Raw genomic sequence first — 17,137 nt, 5'->3', positions numbered from 1 at the left:
CCCCTTACTTCACAACAATGGTGATAGTTGCAACAGGGTTTAACCATCGATGGCTACTGCTATCGAGGTCACTGATGCCGCCCGCCGCATCACCATCACCAATGTTACCTGGATGAATATGAACCTTAGCGTTTGATACTGCCGTTTCTACACCTGTGCCACCAGCGCCAAAGGTAATGAATGGAGGGTTCGGCATACTGCCCGCCAGCTCATCATTGGCTTCTGTGCCTGCGTCATAACCATTTAGAGTCGCTTTGTAGGTGCCCGCTTGAGTTGGGATCTTCCAGCTATCTAGACCAACAAAGCCGTCGTTTGTCGGCAGCAACATTGCACCCAATGATAGGTACTCTAAATCACCAGTACTGATATCAAACGTAGTTGCGACGCCTGGATTGAGGATGCCGGCCGCTGGGTTCTCAACCACCACGCCTCCCGCGTTGGCAATGACACCAGATAAACCTGAAATATCGCCACCTTCGGCCATGGACTCTAGTTCCGAAGAAGCCGTTTCACCCGTTCTAAACATGAACAAGCTTGAGTCATGAGCCGCCGCTAAAATAGGCGTAAAGTAGATCCCTTTCGTTGCATTAGTGACAGTGACTTCAAGCTCAGCAGCCTGAACTTGAGCCGCTCCGAAGGCCAACATAGCCGAGCTGATCACTAAGCTGATTTGAGTACGTTTATTCATTTTGATTCCATCCTTTATCGAGTCCTATCGTTGCCAACAAAACGAATAACAGCGATATACCGTTACCTTTGCCAGAACGAACTGTGGTGTTGTTGACTCTAAGAATGACGATCAAATCTATCAGCAACTTCATTGAATTCTCATAAAACTCTCACAAGTTTATCCAAGCTTATTACTGCAAATAAAAATAGCGATAAAGTACTAATATTTAATCGAAAAATATCAATTTATCATTTACGTCAGAAGGGATAGAAAAGAAGATAAAGAATAGAAATGGAACGAATAAAACGCAAAAAGGCCGAATCGATTTAACGATTCGGCCTTTATTCTAGCGTACTGTTGTTACTCTTTCCTAAGCCGTATTTGGCCTTTCAATCGAGCTAACAACACAACATCAAATTAGAACGCGTAGTTTGCGTCAATCAGTTCGCTAACTTCCACTTTGCTTACTTCAGCACGAGCTTCAAGCCATTGAGCAACTTGCAGTTGTTCTGCTTCTGTTACTGAACGGTAGCGCTCAATTGAGCATAAGAAACCTTCAAACAGCTCAAGGCCGCCGCCACCAAAGCACAGACCGATGCTGTCGATGAAATCAATGAGCTCATCAATGAACACATCGTATTGATCAAAATCAGTAATCGATGTCTTGCAGCTTACTTCAAAACCCAGAATCGCGAATTCACCTAGGTATAGCTTTTTGCGTAGGCGACGATTTTTGTTTTCGATTTTATCTAATTTCATAACTGCCTCTCTTTTCGTTTGATAAAGCATTTATACACAGTTCCACATCAATCCCCAAGAGTTTTGTATTACACAAGGGTGTTAATGGCAAAAATCGTGCTACAGAAACAAAACCTTAATCAAATCTATAAAAATCTGTCACTTAACTGCTTCACGATTAGTCACACATTGACCCAACTTATTAACCAATTAGTTAGTAGGTGGGTAAGTCATGAATAACGAATAATAAAATCAGCCAATAGGAAGCAGTAAAGATGAGCAAGGAAACATTTGATAGCACTCGTTTTAATAAGAGCAAAAACAAACCCTTCGAAGAAGTTTTAGATGCGAACCTTTCAAGAAGAAATGTTCTCAAAGGCGGTTTAGGCATCAGTGCAATGACGGCGTTTGGTGCTTTTGGTTTAGCAGGCCACAGCACAGCGCACGCGGCGACAGCATCATCTAGCGCACCGCAAAAAAGCACTGCTACACTTGCATTCGAATCGGTTAAAGGCTCACTGACAGACAGTGTCGTTGTGCCAAAAGGCTATACAGCACAAGTATTGGTTCCTTGGGGTACTCCACTTAACAAGCAAGGCAATGCTTGGTTAAAAGATGGAACCAACAACGCACAAGATCAAGCAAACTCACTGGGCATGCACCACGACGGCATGCACTTCTTCCCGCTTAATGGCAACAGCAACGACGGTTTGTTGGTGATTAATCACGAATACATCGACCAAAAAGCACTGCACGCTAATGGTCCTACATACGATGAAGGCAACCGCCCTAGCCTTGATGAAGTACGTAAAGAGATCAACGCACACGGCGTGAGTGTGGTTCGTGTAAAACTTGAAGGCAACCAATGGGTGATGGTCGATAACGATCCTCTGAACCGCCGCTACACAGGCGCGACCGTAATGGATCTGTCTGGTCCTGTTGCACACAGTGAATTTACCAAAACCAAGTTCTCACAAGACGGCAGCCAAGCTCGTGGCACGTTGAACAACTGTGGTAATGGCTACACACCATGGGGCACTTACCTAACGTGTGAAGAAAACTGGCCGGGTTATTTCGTTAACAAAGGCGAGACAACACCAGCGCAAGAACGTATTGGTATCGCTACTGACAAAACACGTTACGGTTGGGACACGCTTTCAGGTAACAAACAAGAACGCCTAGATGAATTTGCTCGCTTTGACGTAACACCAACAGGTGAGTCAGCAATGGACGATTACCGTAACGAAGCACACGGTCACGGCTACATTGTTGAAATAGACCCATACACAGCAAACTCTCGCGCTAAGAAACGTTCTGCACTGGGTTGTTTCCGTCACGAAGGCTGTACGTTTGGTAAGTTGACCGAAGGCGAGCCAATCGTATTCTACTCTGGTCACGATTCTCGCTTTGAATACCTTTACAAATTCGTTTCTGAAGCAAATTGGGACCCGCGTGACGCAGAGCCTAGCAATCGCCTAAGTGCAGGTGATAAGTACATGGACAAAGGCACACTGTATGTGGCTAAGTTCAACGATGATGGTTCAGGTACTTGGCTACCACTAACGTTGGGCAGCAAGACTACAAACGGCGGTAAGCTAGGTGATTCATTTGACTCTCAAGCAGCGCTTATCATCAATACAGCAGGCGCTGCCGACCTTGTTGGTGCAACGCCAATGGATCGCCCTGAATGGTGCTCTGTTGACCCAATGACGGGTACGGCTTACCTAACGCTGACTAATAACAACAAGCGTAAAGAAGCGAACTCTGCGAACCCTCGCGTAGACAACAAGTTCGGTCATGTTATCCGTTGGGATGAAGGCAAAACGGCAGGCGAGTTCGATTGGGATATCTTCGTATTTGGTTCACCAGCAGTGGAAGACAAATCTATTAACCGCTCTGGTCTAACAGACATGAACCAATTCGCGAGCCCTGACGGCTTAGCGTTTGATGCTCGTGGCATCTTGTGGATTCAGACAGATAACGGCGCAGACGAAGTCACTGGCTACACCAATGACCAAATGCTGGCAGTGGTTCCATCTCAGTTAACGGATGACAACGGCAACAGTGCGGTGATTGATGCAAACAACCAAGCACAGCTTAAACGCTTCTTTGTGGGTCCAAACGGTTGTGAAGTGACTGGCTTTACCATCAGCCCAGATTTCAAATCACTGTTTGTGAACATTCAACACCCTGCAAACTGGCCATCGTCTGAAGATGCAACAGCACAAACTCAAGGCAATGTTCGTCCAAGAGCATCTACGGTTGTGATTCGTCGTGAAGACGGCGGTGAAATCGCGGTTTAATACGCAAATCTAGCTAAGATCAGAAACATTTCTGTTATCTAGTTTCTGTTCGCTAGCTCAGTAAAATCAAAAAGAGCGATAAGGCCAAATGCCCTATTGCTCTTTTTATATTCTATGCATTCTTCGGTTTAAGTAAGGAACCAAGCCTTAAAAACTTATCATCATCCAAAGAGCTCGTCATACCAAGCTCTAGTCATCCTCGAGAAGGAGGGACGACTGAGTCGGAGATCTCTAACCGTTATCGCTTTTCAGAATTAACTCACGAACAGCCACACACCAACACCCATCATCAACGTACCAGCAATACGGTTCATCAACTTAACGTTATCCGCCTTGCCGAGCATATGTTTTAAGCTCTTACCGCCGGTCGCGTATAAAGTCATGCAAACAAACTCAGAAACCAGAATGATTGACACGAGAATGAGTAACTGCGGTGCTAAGTCTTTATTGCTGTTAATAAAAGGAGGCAATAACGAAATCATGAATGCCCAACCTTTCGGATTCGCGATAGCTGTCACGAAGCCTTGAACCACCAAGTCCCAATCATTGCTGACTTTTGTTGTTTGGTTGTCAGTACTGATCGCCAGTTTGCCTCTCGAACGCCACATCTGAACGCCTAAATAAAACAGGTAACCCGCACCAACAAATTTAAAGCCCGTAAATAGCCATGGGTAATTCAACATGATCGAAGCGATACCCAATACCGCGGCAATAGAAACCACAGCGACACCAGCCAGTTCACCGATCATCATCCATAATGTACGCTTGTATCCAACACTCATTCCAAGTGTCAACGCCAAAGTCATACACATACCGGGCGTGATTGACACGAAGAAAAACGTGGGAATAAAAGCCCAAAGTAGTGCGCTATCCATATTATTACCTTATCGACTTGTTTTTATTTATTAGTTCTTGTTTCTTGATCGGGCTTGAAATGAAGCGAGGTTGAAACGAAGCAGTAATGACAATAAACAATATTGCGATCAATACAAACAAAAAGAGCCACATAACAGTGGCTCTTTTCAATCACCAACCGTAATTACTTACGACGGTTTTTAATTCGCTTCATCATAGTCAAACGACGTTCAGCGCTTGCTTGATCTTGTGGCTCTTCGTTCGCGTTGTTCTTACGACCCTGACGGTTTTTGTAAGCCGATTTAGTGTTCAGCTTCTCGATGTAAGCATCACGTTTCTTCGGTTCGTAACCCGGTTGTTCAACACGGCGAATACGTTGTTGAATCAGTTTTTCAACTTGAACAACAGTCAGCTCTTCTTCGCGGTTAACGAAAGAGATTGCGTGACCTTGTTTACCAGCACGACCTGTACGGCCAATACGGTGAACGTAATCTTCCGCTAGGAAAGGCATGTCGTAGTTAATTACGTGTGGTAAGTCTTCGATATCAAGACCACGAGCTGCAACGTCGGTTGCTACCATCACACGTGCTCTACCTTCTTTGAAATCATCCAAAGCACGACGACGAGCACTTTGCGCTTTATCACCGTGACAAAGTACCGCTTTAATACCGTCAAGCTTAAGCTCTTTAACTACATCATTCGCTGTTTCTTTATAGTTCACGAACACAAGCACTTGGCGCCAGTTTTTACGGCCAATAAGCTCAGAAAGCAGTTCAGTTTTACGTTCTTGATCCACTGGGTAAACCACGTGGCCGACAGTAGCAGCCGTTGAGTTTTCGCGCTCAACACTAATACGTTTTGGTTTACGCAGAATATCAACAGACAGTTGGTTTAACTGAGTAGAAGTCGTTGCAGAGAACATCATGATTTGCGGTGATGTTTCTACATCCAACATGATCTTACGAACGGCATTGATAAAGCCCATATCAAGGATACGGTCAGCTTCATCAAATACTAGGAATTCTAGGTTAGCAATAGACACGTTACCCGCTTCTAAGTGCTCTTCTAAACGGCCAGGGGTTGCAACCAAAATATCCACACCCAGTTCTAGTTGACGAACTTGTGAAGACATCTTGTTACCACCGTAAACCGCAGAAACGCTTAGATCCGTGTATTTAACGTAGTCTTTAATGTTTTGAGCGATCTGCGCAGCAAGCTCACGAGTTGGAGCAAGAATAAGGCCGCGAGCCGTTCCTCTAGACGCTTTTTTACCGCTGTTCAAAAGGTGTTGAATAACAGGCAATGAAAATGCCGCTGTTTTACCCGTGCCGGTTTGAGCAGTAGCAAAAATATCATGGCCTTTACGAGCCATTGGAATCGCTTTTTGTTGAATTGGAGTGAGTTTTTCATAACCACACTCAGTCAACGCTTTGACTAATTCAGGAGCAAAACCTTGAGAGGAAAATGACATTGTTACGGGTTCCTTAAGCAGACAGCCTACATTCTTATTTCAGCCGAGCACTATAAAGTAATTAGAGTGATTTATCTCACATTTATCGTGATATAACGCAAACTTTCTCATTTAATCTGGTGTTTATCCCGCCTTCAACGAAGTAAACACCAAGATCCTTGGTTCAAACAGCAAAAACTGGGCTATTTGATGCCACACAGCTTGAGTAGAATCTGCTCTAGATCGCCCCATGGCATGAGCTGCGAGTCGATCACTTCCAATCGAGATTCAAAGCCATCCAGTGTAATTTCGTTCACAGACACGACTTGATTCGCCACATTGAATGCGTAGCAACCTTGGTCGGTGTTCACGACGGCTTTTACACGCTCGGCCGTTAGATCCGACAACATAGAGAATAGCGCATCGAAGTCGAACTTATGCTCTGCGCCAAACAACCAACCACAACTGAAATAGCCCTGTCCTTTATTCTCTTTACGGATGAAAGCTTCACCAGGCGGAAGTTGGAATTGAGGCTCTTGTTCAGCATGATCGTGATGATGCGCTTCAATATGAGAGGAAGCACCACCGTATACTCTTTCAATGTCCAACACTTCCAATGGCACTTCACCATCGTGAATTAGCTTATGGAAGACTTTTGCTGGCGTTTGATCCGTCACCCAATCATTGAACACATCGATGTCTTCAGAATGAACAAGGTCAACCTTAGTACCAAGAATCACATCTGCACTATTTAGTTGATCATTAAAATTCTGATTCGAGGTGTACTTTTCATTAGACAGATTTCGTGGGTCAACCAAACCAAGCGTCGCTTTTAAATCGACATATGGTGTGTACTGATCGGAAGTCAGTGTCGCTATAACCTGTTTAGGGTGACCAAGCCCTGTCGGCTCAATCAATAAACGGTCTGGCTTTTGGCGAAGTAAGGCATTAATACCCACTGACATAGGCACGCCCGCAGTACAGCACATGCATCCACCCGGCACTTCTTTAATCAAAGCGCCTTGATCTGTCATTAATGCACCGTCAATACCGATTTCCCCGAACTCATTAACCAGAACAGCCCAGTTTTCATTCTCAGGTTTATTTTTTAGCAGGTTCAAGATGGCTGTCGTTTTACCAACACCCAAGAAACCCGTAATGATGTTCGTAGGAACTTTTTTAGTCATATCAGTTCTCCTTTTTAAGGGAGTATATACTCAATCACCAAAAAGTTGACCCCAATCGATTGTTTACACTGAGATTCGTTAATAGAGGTTGGCGCGAAAATAATCAGAAGAGATAAACAGTAGAGGCAGAATGTGGAAATGGGATGCTCCAGACGAACTAAAGGCGTACTTACTCAGTACGCCTCACCCTCGTTACTCAATCGTGAGTTCGCGAATCAGGAAGCCTTAAATATCGACCTGAACATTTAACGAGGAACTAAAACTTTGTTTCTGAATCCATCCAAATTGTGTGTAAAACCTCACTTCTCCTTGCGGTTCGTTATGTTGCTTTACGATTTAACTATGGTTCATTTTTGGGGATATTCAAGCCGCCGCCAGAGAATCGATCAAAACTGTGACGGTGATTCCACTATTGACCATAGATTCCATTTATGTAACACGCACATTCCATAAATGAAATTCAACTTTTCATCTTTGTTGCTATAGGATATGCAGAGGAAGCGTATAATTTAATGCAACCCCGCCTTAACTCATTCAGGAAACTTATTTCTATGACCAGAAGAGAGAAAATTAAGCAATCCTTATTAGCCAAAATGCCAAGGGATGCTATTAATCAATTTCTCTCAAGAGATAAGACACCCGCTTCCGTTCTCTTTCTTTCTTGTATTGTAGGTGTACTTGCTGGCGTAGTGGGTACCTATTTCGAAGTCGCGGTTCATTTCATCACAGAAACTCGTACCGATTGGCTGAAAGATGAAATCGGTAGCTATTTACCCCTTTGGTTGGCCGCTTTCCTTATTAGTGCTGCATTTGCCTTTATTGGTTACTTCCTCGTTCACCGCTTTGCTCCAGAGGCTGCAGGCTCAGGCATCCCCGAAATTGAAGGTGCGATGGACGGTATGCGCCCTGTTCGATGGTGGAGAGTATTGCCAGTAAAATTCTTTGGCGGTATGGGCGCATTAGGCTCTGGTATGGTTTTAGGCCGTGAAGGGCCAACCGTTCAAATGGGCGGCAGTATCGGTCGTATGGTCACTGATATCTTTCGAGTCAAAGACGATGACACTCGCCACTCACTGTTGGCTTCAGGTGCCGCTGGTGGCTTAGCCGCCGCATTTAACGCACCACTGGCAGGAATCATGTTTGTGGTTGAGGAGATGAGACCACAGTTTCGCTACTCACTCATATCAATCAAAGCCGTCATCATCTCAGCAGTTTCAGCCAACATTGTATTTCGTTCTATCAATGGCCAATCTGCCGTTATCACAATGCCTCAGTACCAGCCGCCTGAACTCGACGCACTTTGGTTATTCTTATTGTTAGGAGTGTTATTCGGTCTGTTTGGTGTAATTTTCAATAAGCTGATTACGCTTTCCCAAGACCTGTTTGTGGCGATCCACAAGAATGACCGTAAACGCTACTTGATGACAGGTACCCTACTTGGTGGTTGCTTTGGCTTGTTGCTGCTCTATATACCTGAATTAACTGGTGGTGGTATTGGTATCATCCCGAACATCACGAATGGCAACTACAGCGCAAACGTGCTGCTGTTAATCTTCTTAGGGCGCGTGCTCACCACGCTACTTTGTTTCGGCTCTGGTGCACCGGGTGGTATCTTTGCACCAATGCTTGCGCTAGGAACACTCTTTGGTTATGCGTTCGGGCTTATCGCAGCGGCATTCTTTCCTGAACTGAATATTGAACCGGGTATGTTTGCCATTGCTGGCATGGGAGCATTATTTGCCGCCACCGTGCGAGCACCTATCACTGGTATTCTGTTGGTTATTGAAATGACCAATAACTACTACCTGATCCTACCGTTGATCATTACCTGCTTAGGTGCGGTAATCATTGCTCAAATGTTAGGTGGGCAGCCAATTTACAGTCAACTGCTTAACCGTACGCTGAAAAACGAAAAACTAAGACAACAAGATCTCCCTCAGCAAGAGGAAGTACGTTAATTACAAATGACTCATGAAAAAAAAGCACACATTCAACGTGCTTAATCTCCCGATTCCGTATCAAAATCAAAAAAGCAAACGTTAAACTTGGTATCATCCACTCAAAATTAGTTGAGTGCCCTCAAAATCTATTGATGAAAGACCTAGACACTCTAACTAAAGCAAATAATCTAAAAGTCTTTAATTAACTAAGTCGGAGTAAGTCGTTGAACTGGAGAAGATTAACCCAAGTAAAAAATGTGCCGCCATCTCAGGCGTCTTTAGCACTTGGCGTTATTGGGTTAGGACAAGCTTGGGCGTTATATATCCCTGGCATTGGTGAGATAATTCGTCCCTACCTCGCTGCATTCGGCGCGCTATTATTGCTGCCTGTTTTACTGCGCTATTTAACGAGCTTTAATACCTTCCTTAATGATATTCGCCACCCGTTAAGCGGAAGCTTGATGGCACCAATGAGCATGGCTTTACTGATTCTGTGCGACTATTTAGCCGAGATATCGCCAGCTATCGCCTACCCAGTTTGGTTCTGCGCGCTATTGCTTCACTTTACCATGATGGTGTTGTTCTTCAGTTTTCAGATCATCAACTTCAAAATGTCGAACATTGTACCGAGTTGGTTTCTGTATCCGGTCGGTTTGATCAGCAGCTCCTTAGCTGGCACACAGTTCGGGCACACAGTATTTTCAGAAACACTTGCGGTCACTTGTATTGGTATCTATTTCCTTATGTTGCCAGTGGTGTTGTACCGCTTGGTGTTCGAAGGCAATCTTCCTCGCCGAGCAAGACCAACACTCGCTATCATGGCAGCTCCGGTTAACTTGTCTTTAGCCGCTTACTTGGTTAACTTCGACAACCCAGACCCGATTCTAACAGGTGCATTGGCGGGCATTGCCATCACCATGACTTTGTTGATTTACTTGTGTTACATCCGCCTAATGCGTTTGAAGTTCCAACCTTCGATTGCTGCCGTCACCTTCCCATCTGTGATCAGCGCTATTGCCATGCATCGTCTAACTACATTTTTCGGCGCGGAATACCCACAATGGTATTGGCTACACAAGTTTGGTTTCTTTGAGCTAACCATCGCCACCATTCTAGTGATTTGGGTTGCCGGTGGTTACGTAAAAATGTACTGGCCTGAGTTTTTCGATTCCGACTACATGTCCAAGAAGATGAAACGTTCTTAGATAGAAGCGAAAAGATCTTAGCTGAACCATCGTGTTCTGCAGTAGTCGATGATGTCAGACAAAACCAACCAAACCCAAAAAGGCCTCACACTGTGAGGCCTTTGAATAGGCAAGGTATTAATAGTTCAGGCGAGTGTTACTAGAAATGCCGAGACCTATTAGAAGTTAGCGTGAGGGCCGAATACTTCGTAGTGAACGCGTGAACGGTCAACTTTCATTGCATCTAGCTGCTCTACGATGTTCTTCATGAAACCAACAGGACCACAGATGTAGAAATCGCTCTCTTCAAAGCCTTTAGTATCAGAGATAGACGCTAGATCCATTTGACCTTGATGCGTGTTTTCACATGCAGATTCATCTTTGTTCATGTACCACGTTTTCGCTTTCCAACCTTTGTCGGCAACAATATCTTTAACACGAGTCGTGAAAGAGTGTTGGCCTACGTTCTCACAAGCGTGAAGGTAAAGTACTGGCTCGTTTTTATCTTCCGTGTTTAGGAACTCAAGCATAGACTGCATTGGCGTTACACCAACACCTGCAGAGATAAGTGTTACTGGCTTGCTGCGCTCTTGATACATGAAGTCACCCGCTGGTGCGTATAGGCTAACCTCATCACCAACAGCAACCGTATCGTGTAGGTGGTTAGATACAACGCCTTGTGTCTCTTGGCCTTGTCCTTCACGTTTAACAGAAATACGGTATTGCTTGCCGTTTGGCTTATCAGACAGTGAGTATTGACGAATCTCGCTGTATTGAGAGCCTTCTGGTTTCACTTCGATACCGATGTATTGACCTGGTGTGTAATCCAGAACTTCACCGCCGTCTTTTGGCTGAAGGATAAAGCTTGTTACTAGCGCTGACTCTTCGATTTTGTCTGCAATCACAAACGCACGCGCTGCTTCCCAACCACCAACAGCTTGCTTACGCTGTAGGTAAAGTTCAGCTTCACGATCGATGAATACTTGCGCCAAGAATAGGTAAGCGGCTGTCCATGCTTCTTCCACTTCTGGAGTAAAGGCGTCAGCAGCTAGTTCACGTAATGTCTCAATCAGGTGCAAACCAACAATTTGGTAGTGCTCTGGTTGAATGTTAAAGCTTGTGTGTTTCTGAGCAATACGTTCAACGGCAGTTGTTAACGCTGCTAGATTTTCAATGTTCTTTGCATATGCCGCGATAGCTTCAAACAGTGCTACGCCTTGGCGACCTGTTCTTTGGTGAGTCATATTGAAGATATCTTTCAACTCAGGGTTATGCGTGAACATACGTTGATAAAAATGCTGAGTTAAAGCTGGGCCTGCGCTCTCAAGTAGAGGAATAGTAGATTTGATGATTTCGATATGTGCATTGTTAAGCATGAATTTACTCCGAACACTGAGCCTTATGACCTATATGTCATTTTGACTACTAAAAATTAAGAATGACTTATCGATTTTCTGAAACCTTAGTTATTTTTAGAAACTGAGTTATTTTGACTCGTTTTCATTTCAAAAAATCGCGAAACCTGATTAATGCAACCTGATTGATTGAGATCAAGAATAGTCTGTTTAATCAGCGCTATATTTGGGCTTCTCTGTATCTTCTGCACAATCAGTGCCAACTTTATCAATCCCCGTCATTACTGGTTTTCTTCTCAAAACTCATCTTATAAAAATGTCAAAAAGACCTTTTTTTTAAGTCAATAAGACTCTATTATGTAGATAAACACACACAGTTAGAGTTTTTTATGCAAGATATCTCCGCATCTACCCTCATGGAAATGACCATTGGCCTCGCAAGTGGTGTCAACGATCAAGATCGTTTCAATCGCCTGATCGATGCCATTCGCAAAACCATAACGTGTGATTGTGTCGCGCTTTTAAGCCTTCAAGGCGACACGCTAGTACCTATCGCAATGCAAGGGCTCAGCCGAGATACATTCGGTCGTCGCTTTATCATTTCAGAACACCCACGATTTGAAGAGATCTGCGCGTCTCGCTCTCCTGTTCGTTTCGATGCTGACAGCTCCCTACCCGATCCTTTCGATGGTTTGCTTATTGACCATGATGGCGATTTACCAATGCATGCTTGTATGGGCTTGCCTTTGCTATTTGGCGACAAGTTATTGGGCATTCTGACTCTAGATAGCTTGAAACCTGATGTCTTCGCGAATATTCCGGCGCGTAACCTTGAAGTGCTGGCGGCTATTGCAGCCTCAACCATGCAGATGGCACTGACCTTCTCGCAACTTGAGCATCAAGCAAAACAGTCAAAGCAATTACTCGAAGAATTGAACGTAGAAGCGTGGGAACGTGACGGCGGTGAGTTGATTGGTAACAGTGACACCATGGTCGCGCTTAAGAACGACATCGCTGTTGTAGCTCCATCTGAGTTTAATATCTTGATTCATGGTGACACCGGGGTTGGTAAAGAGCTTGTGGCTCGCACCCTGCACCACCAATCTCAACGTAAACGTAACCCACTCGTCTACGTAAACTGTGCTGCAATTTCTGAAAACTTAGTAGAGAGTGAACTGTTTGGTCACGTTCGTGGCGCGTTCACTGGCGCAGACAAAAACCGCTTAGGTAAATTTGCTTTAGCCGATGGTGGCACACTGTTCCTTGATGAGATTGGTGAATTGCCTTTGGCCGCTCAAAGTAAGCTCCTACGTGCGCTGCAAAACAACGAAATCCAACCGGTTGGCCAAGACAACATTCAAACCATTGATGTGCGAGTATTGGCAGCGACAAACCGAGATCTAAAACAAGAAGTTGAAGACGGTCGATTCAGAGCCGATTTGTACCACCGATTGAGTGTGTACCCTATCGCGGTGCCTGCACTGAAAGATCGTGGTGACGACATCAGCCTATTAGCGGGTTTCTTCTTAGAACAAGCGCGTCGTAAGCTTGGTATCAACCAAGTTAAGTTCCGCTCCGACGTTCTTTCTTTCCTAAACCGTTATGGTTGGCCGGGTAACGTGCGTGAACTTGAGCATGTGATCAGTCGTTCCGCATTGAAAGCGTTAGCGCGCAGCACCAATAAAAACCTGGTGACAATCACCAAGGAAGATTGTGGTCCTCTAGACCAAGATCAGCCAATTGCGACGACTCAGGTGAAAAACACACCATTATCGACACCAACGATCGACCTTTCTGCAGGGCTACGTGGTGCAACGGACGATTTTCAACGCAGTATCATTACTGAGGTGTTGGAAGATGCCAACTTTAACTGGGCACAAGCAGGGCGAGTTCTGAAAACAGACCGAGCAAATCTGACTCGACTGTCTAAGCGTTTAGGGCTAAATGTGGCTAAGTCTCATACGATCGAACGGACAAAATAGATATTAGCGGTTTGTTGCGAGCATCTGACAAAACTTGTGTATATAATGCTGCAAATTGTAACGCTAATTTTAAATATGTAGAGAGAGTTATGAAGTTTATCCGTTGGTTCTTAGGTCGTGTCATCTTGTTATTGAATTTTGTTTTCAGCCCACGTGGTGTGAAGCGTTCTCAAGAAGAACAAAGCAAAGTGAATGAGCAAGCAAAAACGCACACGTTATACCAATTCGAAGCGTGCCCATTTTGTGTGAAAGTGCGCCGCGCGATGAAACGTCAGTCGGTTCAATTTGAACTTCGTGATGCAAAAAACAACGAACAACACCGTGCTGAGCTTGAAGCTGGCGGCGGTCGTGTGAAAGTGCCTTGTCTACGTATCGAAAAAGACGGCAAAACTGAGTGGATGTACGAATCTTCAGATATCGTAACTTACTTAGAAAAGCAGTTTGCATAAGCAATAAAGCGACAAAATCTAGATACAAAAAATCCCTCTAATGTGAGGGATTTTTTATGTCTGTTATTTGGCGTTAATCGCTTCAAATTGGGAGCGAAAGTTCAAACCACTACTTCGCTACAATCAGCATCAATTCCACACGGCGGTTACACGCCTTGCCTTGCGCAGAAGCGTTGGTGCAAGCTGGTACGTATTCGCCAAATCCACGAGTATAAATGGAGCGACTCGACACATAGTTACTCTCTAATCGAGCCTTCACTTCTTTTGCTCGCTGCTCTGAAAGCGGATCATTGATTCGATCTGTGCCCGTATTATCGGTGTGCCCTTCAATCACCACATCAATATCTTGGCGTTGAGCAAGGTAGCTGCCTAGCGTATCTAACCATTGATTATAAGCTGGCTCGGGGAATGCTGAACCTGTTTTAAAGTTCACGTGCTGCTCAAGCTTTACCATCACATGGTTACCCGGCAACACTTCAAAATCGATGCGGTTTTGTCTTAAAAAGACTTCCAGTGGGTCGTTAGTCGAAACGCCACGTCCGTAGTTGGTCGTGATGGTTCTGTGTTGATGAGTGCTACTCTGGATAGAGTACCCACGATTGCTTGCTACATGAGTCGTTTGAACCACACCCCATTCAGGATGCATCAAGTCGTAATCGGTTTGTGGTGCAGTCTCTAGCATGTCACCGCCAAGTAAGTCAGTTGGTGACGTGGCTTCACACCCAGCCAAAGCTATGCTTAACATTATCGCTAAATATCTCATTACTTCACCAACCACTCATGCAGATAAACCATTCACTAATGTCTATATCGGCACCGAGGGAAAAACTTTAGACGAAAAGAAAGCAGAACCCAAAAAAGTGCTGTTGATCACAGTTAACCGTCTACTAGCTTGTCTTCAGCCGCTAGTTCGAACTGTTTGCATTTATTTACCTTATAATTGTTTTCCAATTCGTACTAAATAGTTAGAATCTCACGACTTCTCAACGCTAGAGCAAACATTATGTTTAAACCATTTACTAAATTCATCACAGCACTCGCTGCCGTACTCATTATCGCGGGTTGTAGTGAAACAGACGAGCCACAAAAAGGCGTTCAATACGAAGCGCTTCCTACTGCTCTAACAGAATTTAACTTGTCTCCGATCACTGAAATCTTCTCTCTTAACTGTGGTCACTGCCGTCAAATGGAAAGTGCCATTCCAGAGATTGAATCTCTAACAGACCAAACTATTGGCAAGATGCACGTGACGTTCAACGAAAGCGCTCAAATCAGCGCAATGATCTACTACACAGCAGTGATGCAGCTTGATGCGACGCCTGACCACGCATTCATGGACGACCTATTTGGTGCCGTTCAAATGGGTGCAGATGCAACACCTGAGCAGCGTCAACAAGCACTAGAGACAGCGTTTACTTCTCGTGGTTTGGTTAGCCCATACCAGCTGAATAAAGAACAGCAAGTCGCTCTTTTCGACTACGTTAAGCAAGCAGAAGAGATCTCAGTAAAAGGTCAGATCAACTCAGTACCAACCTTTATCATCAACGGTAAATACCAAGTACTAACAGCAGGTCACCAAGACGTTGCTGGCATTGCAAAAACGATCAACTACCTTTTGACTCAACCATAATCACGGCTTTAGTCAACTGATTAACACATTTTGTATTAACTACGAAATTCAGCACTCAATATAAATAGGTTTTACTATGTCTAAATTTGTCATCCCGGTCATTGTCTTTCTTTTGGCGGGTTTCATGATTTACCGTACTTGGACGAATCATAAGTCTGGCGGAGAAAACTTCGAACAAGGCCAACAATTTCTAATTGAAAACGGCACTAAAGAAGGCGTGATTACGACTGAAAGCGGTCTTCAATACCTTGTTCTTGAAGAAGGTACAGGCACAGAGCACCCAACTAAGAACAGCAAAGTAACGGTTCACTACCACGGTACGCTAATCGACGGCACTGTTTTCGACAGCTCTGTTGAGCGCGGCGAGCCAATCTCATTTGCTCTTAAGCAAGTAATTAAAGGCTGGCAAGAAGGTTTGACTTACATGGTTGAAGGCCAAAAAGTTCGTCTATTTATTCCAAGCACTCTAGCTTACGGTAAAGGCGGTTCAGGCCCTATCCCACCATCATCGACTCTGATTTTTGATGTAGAACTCATCTCTATCAAATAATCGAAGTTACTGATTTAAGCCCCAACATACGCGCTATGTCGGGGCTTTTTTATATCTGAACATTTGAAGCCTCTTTAGATATTGAGCTATTTAGCTATTTAGCTACTGTAACAACGACCAAATATACCCTCGAAAACCGACCACTAGACGACTGGTCTAATTTAACTTATAGTACCGCCCATGAACGAAAAAACGAATGACACACGCCTGCATGTTTTAGATGTTGGCTACCAATTAATAGTGAACAACGGCTTTAACGGCGTTGGCTTATCGCAATTGCTTAAAGAAGCGGACGTGCCGAAAGGGTCGTTTTACCACTACTTTAAATCGAAAGAGCAATTTGGCGAGGCTCTGATCCAGCACTATTTTGAGACCTACATCAGCAGAGTTGAAACTATTTTGGTTCATGGTGAAGGCAACCATTACCAGAGAATTGTCAGTTATTTCACTCGATGGTCACAGATTGAAAACGGCACCTGCAATGCTCATAAATGCTTGGTCGTTAAACTCAGCGCGGAAGTTTCTGATCTTTCTGATCCTATGCGCCAAGCGCTATTAAAGGGTGCAGAAAAAGTGACGAATACCATCGAACAGTGCATTGTCGGCGGTATTGAAGATGGCTCCATAAAGGTTGAAGAGAGCCAAGAAGCAGCTCAGAACCTATACTCAATGTGGTTAGGCGCGAGCTTATTGAGCAAGCTGAGCCAAAGTTCACATAGCTTACAGTCGGCTTTGAGCCTTACCGAACGAATTTTAAAAGGTGAAAGCTAATAACGCGCAGCGCGCTTTATAGGTTTTGACTTAAAAGAAATCACCCGCCCTCTTATCAACTTGATGACGGCGG

The 17,137-nt window shown here is 44.5% G+C and carries 16 protein-coding genes; 8 read left to right on the top strand and 8 right to left on the bottom strand.

The window, feature by feature from the left end; translation table 11 throughout:
* Positions 1-4: 4 nt before the first annotated feature.
* From AB4351_RS06810 to AB4351_RS06800, 3 genes are all read right to left on the bottom strand, one after another.
* A complete protein-coding gene (locus AB4351_RS06810) occupies positions 5-688 on the bottom strand; it encodes a spondin domain-containing protein (protein ID WP_065583911.1) in 684 nt (227 codons plus the stop codon).
* Positions 681-821: a hypothetical protein gene (locus AB4351_RS06805; RefSeq protein ID WP_017067451.1), complete on the bottom strand. Its 141-nt coding sequence runs from the start codon at positions 819-821 to the stop codon at positions 681-683. Before AB4351_RS06805 ends, AB4351_RS06810 begins: the two co-directional genes overlap by 8 nt.
* 266 nt (positions 822-1,087) lie before the next feature.
* A complete protein-coding gene (locus AB4351_RS06800) occupies positions 1,088-1,429 on the bottom strand; it encodes a YggL family protein (RefSeq protein WP_372125435.1) in 342 nt (113 codons plus the stop codon).
* Between the two features lie 254 nt (positions 1,430-1,683).
* Between AB4351_RS06800 and AB4351_RS06795 the strand changes: the two genes are divergently transcribed.
* Complete coding sequence (locus AB4351_RS06795; RefSeq protein ID WP_372125432.1) at positions 1,684-3,711, top strand: PhoX family phosphatase; 2,028 nt, start codon at positions 1,684-1,686, stop codon at positions 3,709-3,711.
* Positions 3,712-3,965: 254 nt separating this feature from the next.
* Here AB4351_RS06795 and AB4351_RS06790 read toward each other — a convergent pair whose 3' ends face one another.
* From AB4351_RS06790 to AB4351_RS06780, 3 genes are all read right to left on the bottom strand, one after another.
* Positions 3,966-4,586 carry a LysE family translocator gene (locus AB4351_RS06790; protein ID WP_017062631.1) on the bottom strand — a complete coding sequence of 207 codons (621 nt, stop codon included), beginning with the start codon at positions 4,584-4,586 and terminating at the stop codon, positions 3,966-3,968.
* A 164-nt stretch (positions 4,587-4,750) separates the two neighbouring features.
* A complete protein-coding gene (locus AB4351_RS06785) occupies positions 4,751-6,037 on the bottom strand; it encodes a DEAD/DEAH box helicase (protein WP_019821956.1) in 1,287 nt (428 codons plus the stop codon).
* Positions 6,038-6,219: 182 nt separating this feature from the next.
* Positions 6,220-7,203, bottom strand: coding sequence for a GTP-binding protein (locus AB4351_RS06780; RefSeq protein WP_372125430.1), 984 nt, complete (start codon positions 7,201-7,203; stop codon positions 6,220-6,222).
* Between the two features lie 551 nt (positions 7,204-7,754).
* Between AB4351_RS06780 and clcA the strand changes: the two genes are divergently transcribed.
* Complete coding sequence (gene clcA / locus AB4351_RS06775; protein WP_372125429.1) at positions 7,755-9,161, top strand: H(+)/Cl(-) exchange transporter ClcA; 1,407 nt, start codon at positions 7,755-7,757, stop codon at positions 9,159-9,161.
* Between the two features lie 239 nt (positions 9,162-9,400).
* On the top strand, positions 9,401-10,348 hold the full coding sequence (locus tag AB4351_RS06770) for a TDT family transporter (protein ID WP_017062635.1): 948 nt from the start codon (positions 9,401-9,403) through the stop codon (positions 10,346-10,348).
* Between the two features lie 158 nt (positions 10,349-10,506).
* Here AB4351_RS06770 and hmpA read toward each other — a convergent pair whose 3' ends face one another.
* Complete coding sequence (gene hmpA, locus AB4351_RS06765; protein WP_372125427.1) at positions 10,507-11,703, bottom strand: NO-inducible flavohemoprotein; 1,197 nt, start codon at positions 11,701-11,703, stop codon at positions 10,507-10,509.
* Positions 11,704-12,071: 368 nt separating this feature from the next.
* Between hmpA and norR the strand changes: the two genes are divergently transcribed.
* Together norR and AB4351_RS06755 are read left to right on the top strand one after the other, a co-directional pair.
* A complete protein-coding gene (gene norR, locus AB4351_RS06760) occupies positions 12,072-13,664 on the top strand; it encodes a nitric oxide reductase transcriptional regulator NorR (protein ID WP_017062637.1) in 1,593 nt (530 codons plus the stop codon).
* A gap of 89 nt (positions 13,665-13,753) precedes the next feature.
* A complete protein-coding gene (locus AB4351_RS06755) occupies positions 13,754-14,113 on the top strand; it encodes a glutaredoxin (protein WP_017062638.1) in 360 nt (119 codons plus the stop codon).
* A gap of 109 nt (positions 14,114-14,222) precedes the next feature.
* Here AB4351_RS06755 and AB4351_RS06750 read toward each other — a convergent pair whose 3' ends face one another.
* Positions 14,223-14,858, bottom strand: coding sequence for an OmpA family protein (locus tag AB4351_RS06750; protein ID WP_104216162.1), 636 nt, complete (start codon positions 14,856-14,858; stop codon positions 14,223-14,225).
* A 258-nt stretch (positions 14,859-15,116) separates the two neighbouring features.
* On the opposite strand from AB4351_RS06750, the gene AB4351_RS06745 reads away from it, so the two are divergent.
* From AB4351_RS06745 to AB4351_RS06735, 3 genes are all read left to right on the top strand, one after another.
* Positions 15,117-15,743 (top strand): thioredoxin domain-containing protein, encoded by a 627-nt coding sequence (locus AB4351_RS06745; protein ID WP_017062641.1) that lies wholly within the window; start codon positions 15,117-15,119, stop codon positions 15,741-15,743.
* Positions 15,744-15,819: 76 nt separating this feature from the next.
* Positions 15,820-16,293, top strand: coding sequence for an FKBP-type peptidyl-prolyl cis-trans isomerase (locus AB4351_RS06740; protein WP_017062642.1), 474 nt, complete (start codon positions 15,820-15,822; stop codon positions 16,291-16,293).
* 180 nt (positions 16,294-16,473) lie between these two features.
* Positions 16,474-17,064 carry a TetR/AcrR family transcriptional regulator gene (locus AB4351_RS06735; RefSeq protein ID WP_017062643.1) on the top strand — a complete coding sequence of 197 codons (591 nt, stop codon included), beginning with the start codon at positions 16,474-16,476 and terminating at the stop codon, positions 17,062-17,064.
* Positions 17,065-17,137: the final 73 nt, after the last annotated feature.

The sequence above is a fragment of the Vibrio sp. 10N.261.51.F11 genome (assembly GCF_041471665.1).
Classification (GTDB): Bacteria; Pseudomonadota; Gammaproteobacteria; order Enterobacterales; family Vibrionaceae; genus Vibrio; species Vibrio crassostreae_C.
The sequence above is the reverse complement of the archived record's forward strand: the minus strand, read 5'-3'. Positions and strand labels throughout refer to the sequence as shown.

What these genes read in the sequence shown, in the direction of transcription:
- AB4351_RS06780 (WP_372125430.1), bottom strand. Translation starts at nt 7,203, where the DNA reads ATGACTAAAAAAGTTCCTACGAACATCATTACGGGTTTCTTGGGTGTT.
- AB4351_RS06745 (WP_017062641.1), top strand. Translation starts at nt 15,117, where the DNA reads ATGTTTAAACCATTTACTAAATTCATCACAGCACTCGCTGCCGTACTC.
- AB4351_RS06740 (WP_017062642.1), top strand. Translation starts at nt 15,820, where the DNA reads ATGTCTAAATTTGTCATCCCGGTCATTGTCTTTCTTTTGGCGGGTTTC.
- norR (WP_017062637.1), top strand. Translation starts at nt 12,072, where the DNA reads ATGCAAGATATCTCCGCATCTACCCTCATGGAAATGACCATTGGCCTC.
- AB4351_RS06800 (WP_372125435.1), bottom strand. Translation starts at nt 1,429, where the DNA reads ATGAAATTAGATAAAATCGAAAACAAAAATCGTCGCCTACGCAAAAAG.
- AB4351_RS06750 (WP_104216162.1), bottom strand. Translation starts at nt 14,858, where the DNA reads ATGTTAAGCATAGCTTTGGCTGGGTGTGAAGCCACGTCACCAACTGAC.
- AB4351_RS06795 (WP_372125432.1), top strand. Translation starts at nt 1,684, where the DNA reads ATGAGCAAGGAAACATTTGATAGCACTCGTTTTAATAAGAGCAAAAAC.
- clcA (WP_372125429.1), top strand. Translation starts at nt 7,755, where the DNA reads ATGACCAGAAGAGAGAAAATTAAGCAATCCTTATTAGCCAAAATGCCA.
- AB4351_RS06810 (WP_065583911.1), bottom strand. Translation starts at nt 688, where the DNA reads ATGAATAAACGTACTCAAATCAGCTTAGTGATCAGCTCGGCTATGTTG.
- AB4351_RS06755 (WP_017062638.1), top strand. Translation starts at nt 13,754, where the DNA reads ATGAAGTTTATCCGTTGGTTCTTAGGTCGTGTCATCTTGTTATTGAAT.
- hmpA (WP_372125427.1), bottom strand. Translation starts at nt 11,703, where the DNA reads ATGCTTAACAATGCACATATCGAAATCATCAAATCTACTATTCCTCTA.
- AB4351_RS06735 (WP_017062643.1), top strand. Translation starts at nt 16,474, where the DNA reads ATGAACGAAAAAACGAATGACACACGCCTGCATGTTTTAGATGTTGGC.
- AB4351_RS06790 (WP_017062631.1), bottom strand. Translation starts at nt 4,586, where the DNA reads ATGGATAGCGCACTACTTTGGGCTTTTATTCCCACGTTTTTCTTCGTG.
- AB4351_RS06805 (WP_017067451.1), bottom strand. Translation starts at nt 821, where the DNA reads ATGAAGTTGCTGATAGATTTGATCGTCATTCTTAGAGTCAACAACACC.
- AB4351_RS06785 (WP_019821956.1), bottom strand. Translation starts at nt 6,037, where the DNA reads ATGTCATTTTCCTCTCAAGGTTTTGCTCCTGAATTAGTCAAAGCGTTG.